The sequence below is a fragment of the Proteus columbae genome (genome assembly GCF_002777965.1).
Lineage (GTDB): Bacteria > Pseudomonadota > Gammaproteobacteria > Enterobacterales > Enterobacteriaceae > Proteus > Proteus columbae.
The window spans coordinates 138,448-154,639 of the sequence record NZ_NGVR01000008.1 but is presented as its reverse complement, the minus strand read 5'-3'; the positions used below and the strand labels follow the sequence as shown (position 1 = coordinate 154,639).

The window sequence follows — 16,192 nt, the reverse complement described above, 5'->3', positions numbered from 1 at the left end:
TATTTTTATATGATCTTAATTTTAAGCTTCTTATTTAGTCTTTACCTTAATGCTTCAGAATATAAAGCGTATGACTATAAGCAACATCTTCTGGGTTCTCAATAGGATATCCTTTTAACCATGGCTTTATCAATCGTCCATTTGTATATTGATAAATAGGCGCGATTGGTGCATCTTCAGCTATTATTTGCTCAGCACGGTTATACAGACTATTTCTTTCATTTGGATCAATAGCCATCCCAGACAATGTTAATATTTCATCATATTGCTTATTCTGATATTTAGGGATATTACCGGCGTGTTTAGAACCTAATAAGCTTAAAAAAGTAGAAGGCTCGTTATAATCACCAATCCATGATGCTCTTATAACATCAAAATCCCCCGAATTTCGGCTATCAATATATGTTTTCCATTCCTGATTACGTAATTCAACCTTCACTCCTAACTTTTTCTTCCACATAGAAGCAACTGCAATAGCAATTTTCTGATGATTCTCTGAATTATTGTATAGCAATGAGAGTGTTAATGGGTTATGAGGACCATATCCAGCGGCCGCTAACAAGATCTTAGCTTGGCTATCTAATTCATCTTGATTGTATTCATCATAAATTGTGGGTTCTGGGATAAAGCCCGCCGTTACATCAGGTGTAAAACGGTTTGCTGATTTTTCCCCTGTTCCTAATACCTTATCAGTGATAATTTTTCTATCTATTGCCATCGCTAACGCTTTACGTACACGAATATCTTTTGTTGGCCCTGATTGGGTATTAAAAGCATAATAATAAGTCCCTAACTGGTCAGGAATATAAACCTCATTAGGAATATCTTTCATTAATTTATGATATAAATTTTTTGGGAATGACTCTGTAATATCAATATCACCCGCTAAATAACGTTTAGTCGCGTGTGATTCATGATTAATAGGCACAAAAGTAACTTTGGTTAATACTGTATTTTTATGATCCCAATAATAAGGATTTGGTGTTAATACAATCTTCTCATTAACGACTCTATCTTTTAAAACAAAAGCCCCATTTCCGACTAAGTTGCCAACCTTAACCCATTCAGTACCATATTTTTCAATACTATGATGAGGTACTGGGTATAATGAAAAGTTAGTCGTCAAGCTTGGGAAGTAAGAAACGGGTCGCTCTAAAGTAACTTTTAATGTTTTTTCATCAATCGCTTCTACACCTAATGATGTTGGTTTTAATTTTCCATCAATAATCTTTTGTGCATTTTCAATAGATGCAAGTGATGCATACCATGCAAAAGGTGAAAGATTTTTAGGATCAACTAATCTTTGCCAGCTATAAACAAAATCTGTTGCTGTTACTTTTTCACCATTAGACCATTTTGCATTATCGCGTAAAGTGAAGATCCATACACGATTATCTTCTGTACGCCAACTCTGAGCAACACCCGGAATGGGACGTCCATGCTCATCTTCTATCGTCAACCCTTCAAATAAATCACGTTGCACTTGAGCTTCTGTTAATCCTACTGCATTAATAGGATCGAGTGATGCAGGTTCATCTTTTAAATGTCGAACCACTTCTTGTTTTTTATCGAGTATCGTTCCTGCAGGGACTACTGCCGCATTTACCTGCGAAGTGAGTAATCCTTGAACGACAAGTGCACATGAGATGACGAATATTTTGCGCATGTCTGTTTCGTCCTGTAATCTGTATGAGAATGAACTGCACAATTATAAGAGCCTGATAAAAAGGCACAATCACTGATTACAAATATTTTATAAATTTTTATGTTTTTAGTGGTGACTACGCCAATAATGGCAAATTTTAATAATGGTTAAGCATTAACGAGAATTATCGTTAATAATGAGTATTAATAACAGTTAGTCTGACAACTAATAAAGGAGAACAACAATGGCACATCAAGTTACTTTACAAGGAAATGCAGTGGCTCTAGCGGGTAATTTCCCAGCAGTAGGTCAAAAAGCTGCAGATTTCTCTCTTGTTGGTAAAGATCTTAATGATGTTTCTTTAGCGAATTTTGCAGGTAAACGTAAAGTTCTAAACATTTTTCCAAGTGTAGATACTGGTGTTTGTGCTGCAAGTGTTCGCCAATTTAATAAAGTTGCAAATGAATTAAATAACACGGTTGTTTTATGTATTTCAGCTGATTTGCCTTTTGCTCAAGCGCGTTTTTGTGGCGCGGAAGGCTTAGATAACGTTGTGACATTATCGACAATGCGTGGCGCTGAATTCAAAGAAAACTACGGTGTTGCAATTGCATCTGGCCCATTAGCTGGCTTAACAAGCCGTGCAGTGATTGTTTTAGATGAAAATAACACTGTTATCTACACCCAGTTGGTTGATGAAATTACAACTGAACCAAATTATGATGATGCATTAAAAGCACTGAAATAATACTGATAAAAAATAGACGAGCCTTATGCTCGTCTATTTTTTTATGCACAAAATCTTACTACTTAATTAATCTTCAGACTTATCACTTTTTTTATTCGTAAGATTATATTCTCTTAACTTATTCGCAATAGCAGTATGAGAAATACCTAAGCGCTTCGCTAATTTACGTGTACTTGGGTAATCACGATATAAACGCGTTAAAATCGAAGCTTCAAAGCGTTTTGTCATTTCATCCAATGAACCTTCTAGTAAATCCTCATCAAATAAAACATCTGCGGTATGCTCAGGTAACGTAATATCTTGTTGGCGTAAAGTATTTCCAATTAATTGAGCCATTGCTTGATAAATTGTATTTCGTAATTGACGTACATTCCCCGGCCAACCATATTGCGTTAAATAAACCGACAATTCAGGAGATATAGCTGGTTTCGTCGTTTTTTGTTCAAGGCAATATTGATTAATAAAATGCATCGCTAACGGCATAATATCCGATTTTCTTTCACGTAATGGCGGGAGTGTGAGTGTTAAGACATTCAGACGGTAATAAAGATCTTCTCTAAATAACCCTTTTTGAACTAGTTCCCATAAATTCTTTTGCGTAGCACAAATAATTCGAACATCAACGTTAACTTCATGCTCTTCACCTACACGGCGAAACGTTCCATCATTTAAAAAACGTAGAAGTTTGATTTGCATTTGAGGTGACATTTCACCAATTTCATCAAGTAAAACAGTTCCTCTATTCGCCTGTTCAAAAAAGCCTTTTTTCCCTTCAATAGCATTAGGATAAGCGCCAGCCGCATAACCAAATAGCTCACTTTCTACCACGTCATCAGGCATTGAAGCACAGTTTAGCCCTAAAAAAGGATACCTTGAACGGGAGCTAAGAAGATGGCATGCTTTAGCAAACAAATCCTTTCCTGTGCCGGTGTCACCCACTAATAATAACGGTGCATCCATTTTTGCCATTTTTTTTGCGCGCTCAACCAATTGTTTCATTTGAGGGCTAATGGCAATAATTTTTTCAAACTCTTGATTATCACTGACAATTAAAACTGAGTGATCATGAACAACGTCGTAATATTTCAATAATATAAGAGCGCCAACACAATGGTTAAACTGATTATCATCAGCCAATTTAATTGGTACGATTTCCATATCGAAATTGTGTTTTTTTATATTGATAGGAATAATTTCGGCGTGGGGATCTTTTTGTTCTAACCAACGATGAATATTAAAATTAGGAATAAGTTGATTAAAGGATTTTTCAGTATTGTCATCAACAGCCAATCCGAAAAGATGGCGAGTAGCTGGATTTAGCAGTTTAACCTGACCTTTAATATTAATGGAGAAGACTGGCGCAGGTACGGATTCTAACAACGTCCACATGGCACGATGCTCTTGCTCTGAAGGCATAAATGCCACAGTGCGAACATCAATAACCCCTTCTATTCGTCTTATTTCAGCCATAAGCGTCTGAAATATATTAAAATCTATCTGTGAAAAATTCAGGTAAATAAGACCAATCGGGAATATTTCAATTCCACGCAAATCAATATTTTTTAATACGAGAAGATCTAATAATTCACGGGTTAACCCGATGCGATCTTCACAAGTGACCTCTAAACGCATTATAAACCTTCTTAATACTGAGTGACCCTGAACTAATTCTAGATATTATACATAAATATCAACGAAATGAAGAGCCTTGTCAGCAAAGGTTGACACCACTAGCATTTATTTTTACACAACTAAATTAATCTCTTAATTTTTAACCAAGATTATTTATGCTTTAAAAAAGCTGAATAACGAAAATGAAGAGGTTTTTATTATTTTTTTTAGTTCAAAATCGATAAGATATTCGACATCTTTTACTAAAGGGCTTAATTCTCGGCGGATCACCTTTTTGATAGTTTTACATCCATTATCAAAACAAAAAAGGAGATATTCTAATGCATTTATTGCTCTTTCTTTCTTATCCGGCTCAGTCAGGTATTCAAAAAATTGGGATATTTCTTTTATTTGAAATGACTTAGGTTGCTTTTGGTATTGTCTCTTTTTGATCTCACGAATTGTCTCACCAAGAATAGGAATTAAAATGCTGAGTTGACCATCAATATTTGAGACATTAAATGCCGAACTCAGATAGAGTTTACGTCTTTGTTTAGAGAGTTTCTTTATTACTGACATTTGCATTTCTTTCATTTTTTTAACCTTGTTAGAAGAATTATTCATTAACTATTTTTTAATCTTTATAAATAAAAATCCGTCTCTACTTATTAAATAACTAATAACTTACAAATTAGATATTTGAAAATATGTTAATAAAATAGGTCTGTGGCACATTGCGTGCGGTGACATTTAACGCTATTTATTACATTAAACTCAAGACTATTTTCTTTCAAAAAAGGAATATTATGATTAAAATTACAGATATTTCACTAGATAAACACATATTAATCTTTATATACAATTAGTTACAACACTTTTATTGCTATGGAAAATTACTCTTTTTAAAAGTATTCTGTCACGATAGTTTCTCATTAAAACAATAACGCTATTGGCAATAAAATTATAAAAACACTTTATATCATTCAGTACATTATTTTAAAATAATATTTTATCATCTTTATCATTAGGGCTATTTTATATAAAAACACCTTACTAATCTTTATACAAAAAAGCCGCAGAATAGACTTCTACGGCCTTTATTTAAAATAATTAAAAGGTGTAAATAATAATTTATTCTTTTTTCTTACTACCGATGGTATTTTTTAATTTCCCAATTAGCTCTTTTCTAAAATCGCCTAGCTTAGGTTTATTATCATCAATCCACGGTAAAGGACGGCATAATTCCATTGCTTTTATTCCTAAGCGTGCCGTTAATAAACCAGCGCCAATACCTTGAGCTGCTCTTGTTGATAATCGTGCTGCAAGATCTTGTGAAAGCCAGTCCATTCCGACTTCTCTAACCAGTTCTGTCGCACCCGCAAATGCGATATTGACTAGTACAAGGCGAAAGAGTTTTAAACGACTATAGTAGCCTAATTCGATACCGTAAATTTCTGCAATACGATTAATCAAACGAATATTGCGCCAACCAATAAAGGCCATATCAACCATTGCCAGCGGGCTGACAGCAATCATTAGAGTTGATTCTGCGGCAGAACGACTAATTTCAGCTCTAGCTTGTTTATCCAAAATAGGTTGAACAAGTTGGCTATAAAGTTCTAATACTTCTTTGTCATTATGGGTGTCGTGCAATGCACTTTGCCAACGAATTAATGCAGGGTGTTGTGAGCTAATACCCGCTTGTTTAGCGAGTTTTTCACAAAATGGGCGACCATTCCCCATCGCATGGCTATAAAGTAACTCTTTTGCTTTATCTCTTTCATCTGCGCGTTGGCGTAAACGATAAATACGGCGCCACTCTGTTATAACAGACCCAATACCTGCAACAACTATTAACCCGCCTGCACTGGCTGCACCCAACGCAATCCAGTCAGAATTTATCCATGAGTCATAAATCCATTGTCCCGTTTGAGCAATAACACTAATCCCTAAAATTGTGCCCGCAACCGTTAATAAACGTTTCCAGACACTTTTTTTCGGTTTTAAAATTGATTGAATATCGCCTTCTAATTGCCCTTCATTCTCTTCATCCAATTGTGGATCAATAGGCAAAAATTGCTCATTTTCATTAAAGCCAACACCTTTTTTCAAGGTGATTTCTTCTTGAAGTATGGGCTCTTTAAAATCAATTCGTGATTTTAATGGCTCATTCATTTTAATTTATCCCCTAACAAGAACTCCATTGCACTATCCATACGAATATGAGGAACCGCACTATCTCTTGATATTTGCTGCGGTCTAAAAGATTCGAAACTAAACCCTTGTTTTTCCCAAAATGATTTTTCAGGTAATCGCTTAGGAACCTCACCGGGAAAATACAGTAATGGTGTGTTATCACTTAAACGAAAACCTTTTAACGCGGGTATTTTTTCGCCATGATGATCAACAATTCCACTTTCAGTTGCCGCGATAGAAGCGAGTCCCATGCAATCAATACTGATCCCTTCAAAAATAGCATTTTGTTTAGCATCTTGAATAAGCTGTTGAAGCAATGACACTAAATTCTCATGTTGATCAACCGTGATATGATCAGCTTTTGTGGCAGCAAATAGAAGTTTATCGATACAAGGTGAAAATAAGCGTCTAAGTAAGGTTCTTTTTCCATAATGAAAACTGCGCATTAATTGTGTTAATGCTTGGCGCATATCATTAAAAACATCTGCACCTTGATTTAAAGGTTGTAGACAATCAACCAAAACAATTTGTCTATCAAATCCTTGGAAATGATCACGATAAAAGCCTTTTACAACATGCTGTCCATAATATTCATAGCGCTGTTTTAGCATACCAATATTAGTACGTTTATCTGCGTTCTTTAATTTAGCAATATCGTATTTTTGTAAATCAGCCCATGGGAAAAACTGCAAAACAGGTGCTCCAGCTAATTCTCCGGGTAATACAAACCGCCCCGGCTGAATAAAATGAAGCCCTTCTTCTTTACAGGCTAATAAATAATCAGTGTAAGCGGAGGAAATATCAGCTAATAACGTTTCATCAGCTGGCGCAAGAGGATCACATTTTTTAAGGAGTAATTGCCAATGTTGTTCTGGTGAGATTCTTTGGCGATTGACCTTATTCATTTGCTCTGACCATTCAAAATAGTCTTGCTCAAGCATAGGTAAATCTAATAGCCATTCTCCGGGATAATCAACAATTTCTAAATAAAGAGAAGATGTTTCTTTTATAAAACGAGTTAAAGATTCATTAGAGCGATAACGTAGTTGCAAACGAATTTCGCTGACCCCTTTTGTAGGAACTGGCCAACTTGGCGGTGTATGATAAAGAGATTCCATTCCCTCATCATAAGTAAAACGAGGAATATTTAAATTGTGTTGAGGAATTCGTTTTACACCTAGTAGTTGTTTATTTCGTGCAGCCGAAAACAGCGGTAAACGCGCGCCTGTATGCACATTAATAAGTTGATTAACTAAAGAGGTAATAAATGCGGTTTTACCGCTTCGACTTAATCCAGTTACGGCCAAACGAAGATGTCTATCAACACCACGATTAATAAAAGCTGTAAGTTCATTTTGTAGGCGTTTCATGTTTCTCCCAAGACACTTGACGCGATAGCTTATTAAAACCTGCTTTGATAATAGGTTCAGCTATCAATAGAACCAGCCAACGTAACGGTTTGCTACTTACTCGTTTTAATATACCGCCGGTGATCGCAGCTGGCCCAAATAAAGTGAATAACATTAACCCAAATGTTAACCCTTTTTTGGCTAATTGGGCGAGTTTATTTGTTTTTAAAGAAACGAATACTTGATTGGAATTCACAATACGCTCCTCAATCAGAAATTTTATTATCTCACAATACAAGCGTTGAAAAAGATAAACGGACTGAAAGAAAGACGCTCCTAAAATGGAGCGTCTTATCAGATTAAATGGCAAAAATATTACAAATCTCGAAAGCGTTTATTTAACTGATAAGTAGAAGAGGTAATATAACGTTCCATTTGTTGTAAACGTTTTTCACCTTGCAGCAATTGATTATCTACCCCACTTAAAATATCTTTTAAGCTCTCTTGCTGATCTTCACCTTGCGGGTAATTAGCAGGAGCTGGCTCCATAAAAAAACTTAAGACAAAATATGCAACAATAGTTAAACCGAAAAAGCCAGCAAACAGCGCAATCACCGCAATAACCCTGATAAGTAAAACAGGAATATTAAAATAATGGGCTAGGCCTGCGCATACGCCACGGATCACGCCCTCTTGTGGCAAGCGATACAATTGTTTGCTCTGCATCGTCATTATGATTGCCTCCAGTTAGGATGTTCTGCATCAAGTATTTGTTCTAATGTCTTAATGCGCTCCTGCATTTGCTGAGCCTTATCCACCAGCGCGCTCAGTCGCTGCATTTCTTGTTGGGTTAGCTGAACATTACCTCCGCCTTTCTGGCTGTTATAATGCAACCACAACCAGATAGGGAGAATAAACAAAATAAAAATGGTCAGTGGTATTCCCAGAAATATATAGCCCATTACATATCCTTTATAAGATGGTTATTACGCTTGCTGTTACTCTTTATTGATATTGATTTTAGCTTTTAATGCCGCTAATTGCGCGCTAATTTCATCATCCGCTTTTAATTCAGCAAACTGTTGGTCTAATGATTTCTCTTTACCTAACCCGTAGCTTTGAGCCTCACCTTCCATATGATCAATACGGCGTTCAAATTGCTCAAAACGTGCCATTGCTGCATCCATTTTACCACTGTCTAATTGACGGCGAACTTGACGAGATGAATTTGCAGCTTGATGACGCACAACTAAAGACTGCTGTTTTGCGCGTGTTTCAGTTAGCTTATTTTCTAATTCGCTAATTTCACCTTTTAAACGAGTTAGCGTTTCATCAATAATAATCAGTTCGTGTTTCAATGTGTCATTAACTGATGCTACACGTTGTTTTTCGATCAATGCTGCACGAGCTAAATCTTCTTTTTCCTTGATAAGAGCCAACTCAGCTTTATCCTGCCAATCTTTCATCTGTTTTTCAGCTTGTTCGATACGGCGCTCTAGTCCTTTCTTTTCAGCTAAAGTACGAGCAGAAGTTGTACGGATCTCAACTAACATATCTTCCATTTCTTGGATCATTAGGCGGATCATTTTTTCAGGATCTTCCGCTTTATCTAATAAAGAAGCGATATTGGCATTAATAATGTCAGCAAAACGTGAAAATATACCCATGATGTTATCCTTAATAGCTATGCTAATTAGTGACGTTAAATTATTTCAATAATGGCGCACTGTCGTAACGCCGACATACTTTAGTTAATACAATTTGCGTGCCAACTTTTAAAATTCACTTAACCTATTAATAATAGGTGATTTATATTATTCGCCTATTTTTCGAACACCTGATAGACTGGTGAAAAATACCTCAATATGGTGAATTTAACCAATGAATGAGAATTTAGAGACAATAATCGGTGTTGATAGTCAATTTATTGATGTATTAGAACAAACCTCAGCGCTTGCTCAATTAAAAAAGCCTGTATTAATTATTGGTGAACGAGGTACAGGTAAAGAGTTGATCGCTCATCGATTACACTATCTTGCTCCTTGGTGGCAAGGGCCTTTTATTTCAATCAACTGTTCTGCGCTCAATGACAATTTACTTGATTCTGAGCTTTTTGGTCATGAAGCTGGCGCTTTTACTGGTGCTAAAAATCGTCATCAAGGGCGTTTTGAACGTGCGGATGGAGGTTCTCTTTTTCTTGATGAACTGGCGACTGCCCCCATGCTGGTGCAAGAAAAGCTTCTGCGCGTCATTGAGTATGGCCATTTAGAACGCGTTGGGGGCAGCCAATCTCTGCATGTTGATGTTAGGCTTATTTGCGCAACTAATGCAGATTTACCAGCAATGGCGGAAGAAGGTAAATTTCGTGCCGATTTGCTCGATAGATTAGCGTTTGATGTTATTAGGCTCCCACCATTAAGAGAGCGACGTGCAGATATTATGTTGCTTGCTGAAAATTTCGCTATCTCAATGTGCCAAGAGTTAGGTTTACCTTTTTTTCCTGGTTTTAGTGATAGTGCGTGCCAAGTACTTTTAGATTACTCATGGCCAGGTAATATTCGTGAGCTCAAGAATGTTGTTGAACGCTCAGTTTATCGTCATGGAACCAGTGATAACGTGCTCACCAATATTATTATTGATCCCTTTGCTGGTCTTCAAACGTCAAAAACATCTGCATTAAAAAAATCGTTTAAAGAAAATTTTTCACTACCTACATTACCGTTGGATTTACGCCAATGGCAAAATGATGTAGAAAAAAAATTGGTGAATGGTGCATTAAAAGAGAGCTTATATAACCAGAAAGAGGCGGCTGAAAAGTTATCACTAAGTTACGATCAATTTAGAGGGCTAATTAAAAAACATCAAATAATAACTTAATTTATTGATAAATATAGTTTTAAAATTAATGGGGAATTTTATAAATAATAGGCAAAAAAAAGCCAGCACCCGAGCTGGCTAGTAAAAAAATACTGGAAGCAATGTGAGCAATGTCGTGCCCTCTGCGGAAAACCTCTTACCGCCGAAGGACAATACGGATGATAATCTTTATCATTAGCATTTGTAAAGCATTTTATTGAGAATTTTTCTCACTTTGTTTTTTTGACTATTTGGGGATAGAAAGTTTTTTAAGTTACAATAGCAAAATCGTTTCTCTAAAAGACATTATTTATGCGCCCTATTTTATTTATTGGTACTTTGCTACTCACCTTTACAAGCGCAGTTTGTATTGCGGATGTAGCACCAAAAACACAAGCACCATCTATAACGCTTGAGCCAACTCCAATTAATCAAAATGGCTTTGTTTATTGTGTTGATGGTAGTGTAAATACCTTTAATCCACAGTTATCAAGTAGTGGATTAATTATTGATCCTCTAGCTGCACAGCTCTATGACCGTCTTTTAGATGTTGACCCTTACACTTATCGTCTGATCCCCGAAATTGCAGCTCGATGGGAAACGTTAGATAACGGCGCGACATACCGCTTTTATTTACGTAAGAATGTCTCCTTTCAACAAACATCTTGGTTTACACCAACACGTAAACTTACCGCTGATGATGTTATTTTTAGTTTTGAAAGGATGATTGATCCACAAAATCCCTTCAATCAAGTTAATGGCGGGAAATATCCCTATTTTGACAGCTTAAGTTTTGCGAATAATATTCAATCGATAAAAAGACTAGGCCAATACACAGTAGAATTTAGCTTAAAAGAACCTGATGCTTCTTTTTTATGGCATTTAGCAACACATTACGCCCCGATTCTTTCTGCTGAATATGCCAAAAATTTAGAAAAATCAGGCGATCAAACACAGCTTGATTGGAAACCAGTAGGAACAGGCCCTTTCTTTTTAGATGAATATCAACCGGGGCAATTTGTTCGTTTATTTAGAAATAAAGATTACTGGAAAGGCCAACCCAAAATGCAACAGATTGTTATTGATATGGGTGCAGGTGGTACAGGCCGTATATCTAAATTACTCACTGGTGAATGTGATGTTTTAGCCTATCCTGCCGCAAGCCAGTTAAAAGTCTTGCGTGATGATCCACGACTAAGATTAACGTTGCGTTCTGGTATGAATATCGCCTATTTAGCCTTTAACACCAGTAAACCACCACTAAATGATCTTAAAGTACGTCAAGCTATTGCTTATGCCATTAACAATGAACGTTTAATGGAATCTATTTATTATGGTACGGCAGAAACAGCAGCATCAGTGCTTCCTCGTGCATCTTGGGCTTATGATAACCGTGCAAAAATTACAGAATACAATCCAGAGAAATCAAAACAAATTCTTAAACAGCTAGGCCTTGATGGGCTGAAATTAAACCTTTGGGTACCTAGTGCCTCACAATCTTATAACCCAAGCCCATTAAAAATGGCAGAGCTTATTCAAGCAGACTTAGCGCAAGTGGGTATTCAAATGAGTATTCGTCCTATCGAAGGACGATATCAAGAAACGAGTATGATGGATCGTACCCATGATATGACCTTATCTGGTTGGTCAACTGATAGTAACGACCCTGATAGTTTTTTCCGTCCTCTTTTTAGCTGTGCAGCAATTGGCTCACAAACTAACTTAAGTCATTGGTGTTTACCTAACTTTGATGATATTTTGAAAAAAGCGCTTTATAGTCAGCAACTTGCTTCAAGAATGGACTATTATCATGAGGCTCAAGATATACTTGCTCAAGAGTTACCAGTGTTGCCTTTAGCAAACTCTTTACGTATGCAAGCATATCGTTATGATATTAAAGGATTGGTATTAAGTACTTTTGGTAATGCGTCTTTTGCTGGTGTTTATCGAGAGGCAGAAGTAGATGAACAAAATCACAAGAAAGAGGCTGTAAAATAATCCATGATTATTTATTCAATACGTCGATTGCTTTTACTACTTGTGACACTGTTCTTTTTGTCGCTAGTGAGCTTTAGCCTAAGTTATTACACACCCAATGCCCCGTTAAGTGGTGCATCACTCACCGATGCTTACTTTTTTTATGCCCATAATATGATCCATTTTGATTTTGGTATTTCCTCTATCAATGGTGAACCTATCAAAACACAATTGGTAGAAGCACTTCCAGCTACCATGGAACTTTGTACATTAGCCTTTCTTTTTGCCCTTATTGTAGGTATTCCTGCTGGAATTATTGCAGGGGTTTGGCGTAATAAATCTGCCGATATTATTATCAGTAACTTCGCACTCTTAGGTTTCTCTGTGCCTGTATTTGGGCTTGCATTACTGTTAACCCTTTTCTTCTCACTAAAATTGGGTTGGCTACCTGTTTCAGGTCGTATTGATTTACTTTATAACTTGCAACCTATTACAGGAATTGCATTAGTAGATGCGTGGTTATCTGATTCACCTTATCGTCAACAAATGATCATTAACGTATTACAGCATCTAATTTTGCCCATAATAACTCTGGCTATTGCACCAACAACCGAAGTTATTCGATTAATGCGAAACAGTACGGAAGAAATTATGTCAGAGAACTACGTGAAAGCAGCCGCAACTCGAGGTCTCTCACGTTTTACAATTATTCGTCGCCATATTCTTCATAATGCTTTACCCCCTATCATCCCTAAATTAGGCTTACAGTTTTCCACTATGCTTACACTAACTATGGTGACAGAAATTGTATTTAACTGGCCGGGGCTTGGTCGTTGGTTAGTTACAGCAATCCGTCAACAAGATTACTCTGCTATTTCAGCTGGCGTAATGTTGGTGGGTTCAATGGTCATTATTGTCAACGTTTTATCAGATATTGTGGGCGCAATGAGCAACCCAATGAAACACAAGGTGGGATATGCCTTTAGATAGCCAATTTTATAAAGAGAAAAAAACACCCACACCCGCCGCGGTGATCTGGCAATGTTTTTCTAAGGACGTTATCTCAATGGTAGGGTTTTATGGCGTTCTTTTTCTCTTAGTGCTCAGTATTATAGGCCCTTATATTGCACCTTATGCACTCGACCAACAATTTTTTGGCCATCAACTAACGCCACCATCTTGGTATCAAAACGGTAATGTCTCTTATTTCTTTGGTACAGATGATTTAGGACGTGATGTATTTAGCCGAATTTTAATTGGTACAAGCATGACCTTTGGTGGTGCATTTATTGTTACTTTTGCAGCAACACTGATGGGATTAATTATCGGTTGTTTTGCAGGCATGACCCATGGCTTAAAATCCGCCGTTCTCAATCATATATTAGACACACTGTTATCAATTCCGTCTCTATTGCTTGCTATTATTGTTGTGGCTTTTGTTGGAACAAGTCTTGGTCACGCGATGATAGCGATTTGGCTGGCGCTGTTACCTCGTTTAGTCAGAATGATTTACTCTGCTGTTAACGATGAATTAAATAAAGAGTATGTTATTGCTTCTCGACTTGATGGTGCATCGAACATTTCCATTTTATGGTATACCGTACTGCCTAATATTACTCCGGTATTAGTTTCTGAATTAACACGCGCCTTCTCAATTGCTATTCTTGATATTACAGCATTAGGTTTTCTCAATTTAGGTGCCCAGCTTCCTTCTCCGGAATGGGGAGCAATGTTAGGTGATTCATTAGAGTTAATATATGTTGCTCCTTGGACAGTCTTAATTCCAGGTGCCACAATTATGATAAGCGTTTTACTGGTGAACCTTTTAGGTGATGGTTTACAGCGTGCAATAAATGAGGGAGTTGAATAATGCCTTTATTAGATATACGCAATTTAACCATTGAATTTATGACACCCGATGGCCCAGTAAAAGCGGTAGATCGTGTTTCTATAACCTTAAATGAAGGTGAAGTGAGAGGCCTTGTTGGTGAGTCAGGATCGGGTAAGAGTTTAATTGCAAAAGCGATTTGTGGCGTTACGAAAGATAATATCAGTGTAACAGCCGATCGTTTTCGTTTTGATGATATCGACTTACTTAAATTATCACCAAGAGCTAGACGCCGTGTCATTGGTCATAATGTTTCAATGATTTTCCAAGAGCCACAATCTTGTCTTGATCCTGCTACAAAAATTGAGCAGCAGCTTATACAGGCAATTCCCGGCTGGACTTTTAAAGGCCATTGGTGGCAGCGCTTTCATTGGCGAAAACGCCGCGCAATTGAACTATTGCACCGTGTAGGTATTAAAGATCACAAAGACATTATGCGCAGTTATCCTTATGAATTAACTGAGGGTGAATGCCAAAAAGTAATGATTGCCATTGCTATTGCGAATCAGCCTCGATTACTGATTGCGGATGAACCGACTAACGCTATGGAGCCAGCAACACAAACTCAAATCTTTCGTTTACTGACTCGACTTAATCAAAATAACAATATGACCATTTTGTTGATTAGCCATGATTTGCAATGGATGAGTAAATTAGCGAATAAAATTACGGTTATGTATTGTGGTCAAACCGTCGAAACAGCATCCCCTGACGAGTTATTAGTGACACCTTATCATCCTTATACTCAAGCATTGATCCGCTCTATTCCCGATTTTACCAACTCATTGGCACATAAGAGCCGTTTAAATACATTACCCGGCGCAATTCCCTCTCTTGAACATTTACCAGTGGGATGTCGTTTAGGACCTCGCTGCCCTTATGCGCAACGGCAATGTATTGAAGCACCTCGGTTACGTTTATTTAAAAACCATGCCGTGGCTTGTCATTTTCCGTTAAATGTGGAGCCAACTGATGTTCGATAAACTGCTTGAGGTGAAAAATTTATCAAAAACATTTCGCTATCGTACCGGATTATTTCGACGTCAGCAGTTAGAAGCCGTAAAACCGGTGAGTTTTACGCTAGAACCCAAACAAACTTTGGCGATTATTGGTGCTAATGGTTCAGGAAAATCTACACTAGCGAGAATGTTATCAGGTGTGACAGAGCCTACGGGGGGCGATATTTTTATTAATGGGCATCAACTAACTTTTGGTGATTACCCTTATCGTAGCCAGCGAATTAGAATGATATTTCAAGATCCCACTAACTCATTAAACCCGCGCCAGCGTATTGGCCAAACATTAGAGATCCCTTTACGCCTGAATACGGACTTAAGTGCAATTGAACGTGAGAAACGAATTTATCAAACATTACGCCAAGTGGGTCTTTTACCTGAACATGCAAACTATTATCCTCATATGTTTGCATCAGGTCAGCGCCAACGAATTGCGCTTGCACGAGCATTGATATTACAACCTCAAGTCATTATTGCCGATGAGGCAATAGCTTCGCTGGATATGTCTTTACGCTCACAAATTATAAACTTGATGTTAGAACTGCAAGAGACTCATGATATTGCCTATATTTATGTGACACAAAATTTAGGCATGACAAAACATATTAGCGATAAAATCATAGTGATGGATAATGGCGAAGTCGTTGAACGTGGTAATACAGCAGAAGTGCTTGCATCACCATTACATGAAGTTACTCGAAGATTGGTAGCTAGTCACTTTGGTGAGGCCTTAACAGCAGAAGCTTGGCGCCAAGATTTAACTTAAGTATAAACAATATAAGCATAATGTTGATTGCACATTATTTCGCCCTTTTCCCTTAACTCCTCGGAGGTGCTAGGGAAATTAAACAAATTTACAAATGTCGTGGTAGAATCAGCCACGTTTATTAACAATAAGCGTGATAA

Annotated in this window: 16 protein-coding genes; 7 read left to right on the top strand and 9 right to left on the bottom strand. The window is 37.1% G+C overall.

The features are described from left to right. Positions 1–46 precede the first annotated feature (46 nt). Positions 47–1,666: a peptide ABC transporter substrate-binding protein gene (locus CBE70_RS03035; protein ID WP_100158149.1), complete on the bottom strand. Its 1,620-nt coding sequence runs from the start codon at positions 1,664–1,666 to the stop codon at positions 47–49. A 223-nt stretch (positions 1,667–1,889) separates the two neighbouring features. Between CBE70_RS03035 and tpx the strand changes: the two genes are divergently transcribed. Then, a complete protein-coding gene (gene tpx / locus CBE70_RS03030; RefSeq protein WP_100158148.1) occupies positions 1,890–2,393 on the top strand; it encodes a thiol peroxidase in 504 nt (167 codons plus the stop codon). A gap of 66 nt (positions 2,394–2,459) precedes the next feature. Here tpx and tyrR read toward each other — a convergent pair whose 3' ends face one another. The 8 genes from tyrR to pspA all read right to left on the bottom strand — a co-directional run bounded on the left by tyrR (position 2,460) and on the right by pspA (position 9,216). Then, on the bottom strand, positions 2,460–4,025 hold the full coding sequence (tyrR, locus tag CBE70_RS03025; RefSeq protein ID WP_100158147.1) for a transcriptional regulator TyrR: 1,566 nt from the start codon (positions 4,023–4,025) through the stop codon (positions 2,460–2,462). Positions 4,026–4,178: 153 nt separating this feature from the next. After that, positions 4,179–4,598 carry a hypothetical protein gene (locus CBE70_RS03020; protein WP_232797338.1) on the bottom strand — a complete coding sequence of 140 codons (420 nt, stop codon included), beginning with the start codon at positions 4,596–4,598 and terminating at the stop codon, positions 4,179–4,181. Between the two features lie 537 nt (positions 4,599–5,135). Beyond that, entirely contained in the window at positions 5,136–6,179 is a 1,044-nt protein-coding gene (locus CBE70_RS03015) for a YcjF family protein (protein WP_100158146.1), read from the bottom strand. Next, positions 6,176–7,570, bottom strand: a complete 1,395-nt coding sequence (locus tag CBE70_RS03010; protein WP_100158145.1) for a YcjX family GTP-binding protein — start codon at positions 7,568–7,570, stop codon at positions 6,176–6,178. Before CBE70_RS03010 ends, CBE70_RS03015 begins: the two co-directional genes overlap by 4 nt. Beyond that, positions 7,551–7,805 (bottom strand): peptide permease, encoded by a 255-nt coding sequence (locus tag CBE70_RS03005; protein WP_232797337.1) that lies wholly within the window; start codon positions 7,803–7,805, stop codon positions 7,551–7,553. The genes CBE70_RS03010 and CBE70_RS03005 overlap by 20 nt, the downstream gene beginning before the upstream one ends. A 119-nt stretch (positions 7,806–7,924) precedes the next feature. Next, the gene (gene pspC / locus CBE70_RS03000; RefSeq protein WP_100158144.1) at positions 7,925–8,281 is read right to left on the bottom strand and encodes an envelope stress response membrane protein PspC; all 357 of its coding nucleotides are present in this window, start codon (positions 8,279–8,281) and stop codon (positions 7,925–7,927) included. Then, the gene (pspB, locus tag CBE70_RS02995; protein ID WP_069369279.1) at positions 8,281–8,511 is read right to left on the bottom strand and encodes an envelope stress response membrane protein PspB; all 231 of its coding nucleotides are present in this window, start codon (positions 8,509–8,511) and stop codon (positions 8,281–8,283) included. The genes pspC and pspB overlap by 1 nt, the downstream gene beginning before the upstream one ends. Before the next feature lie 36 nt (positions 8,512–8,547). Then, positions 8,548–9,216, bottom strand: coding sequence for a phage shock protein PspA (gene pspA / locus CBE70_RS02990; protein ID WP_072062534.1), 669 nt, complete (start codon positions 9,214–9,216; stop codon positions 8,548–8,550). A gap of 214 nt (positions 9,217–9,430) precedes the next feature. Between pspA and pspF the strand changes: the two genes are divergently transcribed. From pspF to sapF, 6 genes are all read left to right on the top strand, one after another. Beyond that, entirely contained in the window at positions 9,431–10,426 is a 996-nt protein-coding gene (gene pspF, locus CBE70_RS02985; RefSeq protein WP_100158143.1) for a phage shock protein operon transcriptional activator, read from the top strand. Positions 10,427–10,717: 291 nt separating this feature from the next. Next, positions 10,718–12,403, top strand: coding sequence for an ABC transporter substrate-binding protein SapA (gene sapA, locus CBE70_RS02980; protein WP_100158142.1), 1,686 nt, complete (start codon positions 10,718–10,720; stop codon positions 12,401–12,403). Between the two features lie 3 nt (positions 12,404–12,406). After that, entirely contained in the window at positions 12,407–13,372 is a 966-nt protein-coding gene (sapB, locus tag CBE70_RS02975; protein ID WP_100158141.1) for a putrescine export ABC transporter permease SapB, read from the top strand. Further along, on the top strand, positions 13,359–14,252 hold the full coding sequence (gene sapC / locus CBE70_RS02970; protein WP_100158140.1) for a putrescine export ABC transporter permease SapC: 894 nt from the start codon (positions 13,359–13,361) through the stop codon (positions 14,250–14,252). The genes sapB and sapC overlap by 14 nt, the downstream gene beginning before the upstream one ends. Beyond that, positions 14,252–15,253, top strand: a complete 1,002-nt coding sequence (gene sapD / locus CBE70_RS02965; RefSeq protein ID WP_088495738.1) for a putrescine export ABC transporter ATP-binding protein SapD — start codon at positions 14,252–14,254, stop codon at positions 15,251–15,253. Before sapC ends, sapD begins: the two co-directional genes overlap by 1 nt. Then, positions 15,243–16,052, top strand: a complete 810-nt coding sequence (gene sapF, locus CBE70_RS02960; RefSeq protein ID WP_023582326.1) for a putrescine export ABC transporter ATP-binding protein SapF — start codon at positions 15,243–15,245, stop codon at positions 16,050–16,052. Before sapD ends, sapF begins: the two co-directional genes overlap by 11 nt. Positions 16,053–16,192: the final 140 nt, after the last annotated feature.

Bases quoted from the DNA above. Each gene is read 5' to 3' on its own strand.
- CBE70_RS03010 (WP_100158145.1), bottom strand. From the start codon at position 7,570: ATGAAACGCCTACAAAATGAACTTACAGCTTTTATTAATCGTGGTGTT.
- sapC (WP_100158140.1), top strand. From the start codon at position 13,359: ATGCCTTTAGATAGCCAATTTTATAAAGAGAAAAAAACACCCACACCC.
- CBE70_RS03015 (WP_100158146.1), bottom strand. From the start codon at position 6,179: ATGAATGAGCCATTAAAATCACGAATTGATTTTAAAGAGCCCATACTT.
- pspC (WP_100158144.1), bottom strand. From the start codon at position 8,281: ATGACGATGCAGAGCAAACAATTGTATCGCTTGCCACAAGAGGGCGTG.
- pspB (WP_069369279.1), bottom strand. From the start codon at position 8,511: ATGGGCTATATATTTCTGGGAATACCACTGACCATTTTTATTTTGTTT.
- pspF (WP_100158143.1), top strand. From the start codon at position 9,431: ATGAATGAGAATTTAGAGACAATAATCGGTGTTGATAGTCAATTTATT.
- pspA (WP_072062534.1), bottom strand. From the start codon at position 9,216: ATGGGTATATTTTCACGTTTTGCTGACATTATTAATGCCAATATCGCT.
- sapD (WP_088495738.1), top strand. From the start codon at position 14,252: ATGCCTTTATTAGATATACGCAATTTAACCATTGAATTTATGACACCC.
- CBE70_RS03020 (WP_232797338.1), bottom strand. From the start codon at position 4,598: ATGAAAGAAATGCAAATGTCAGTAATAAAGAAACTCTCTAAACAAAGA.
- tpx (WP_100158148.1), top strand. From the start codon at position 1,890: ATGGCACATCAAGTTACTTTACAAGGAAATGCAGTGGCTCTAGCGGGT.
- sapA (WP_100158142.1), top strand. From the start codon at position 10,718: ATGCGCCCTATTTTATTTATTGGTACTTTGCTACTCACCTTTACAAGC.
- sapF (WP_023582326.1), top strand. From the start codon at position 15,243: ATGTTCGATAAACTGCTTGAGGTGAAAAATTTATCAAAAACATTTCGC.
- tyrR (WP_100158147.1), bottom strand. From the start codon at position 4,025: ATGCGTTTAGAGGTCACTTGTGAAGATCGCATCGGGTTAACCCGTGAA.
- CBE70_RS03035 (WP_100158149.1), bottom strand. From the start codon at position 1,666: ATGCGCAAAATATTCGTCATCTCATGTGCACTTGTCGTTCAAGGATTA.
- sapB (WP_100158141.1), top strand. From the start codon at position 12,407: ATGATTATTTATTCAATACGTCGATTGCTTTTACTACTTGTGACACTG.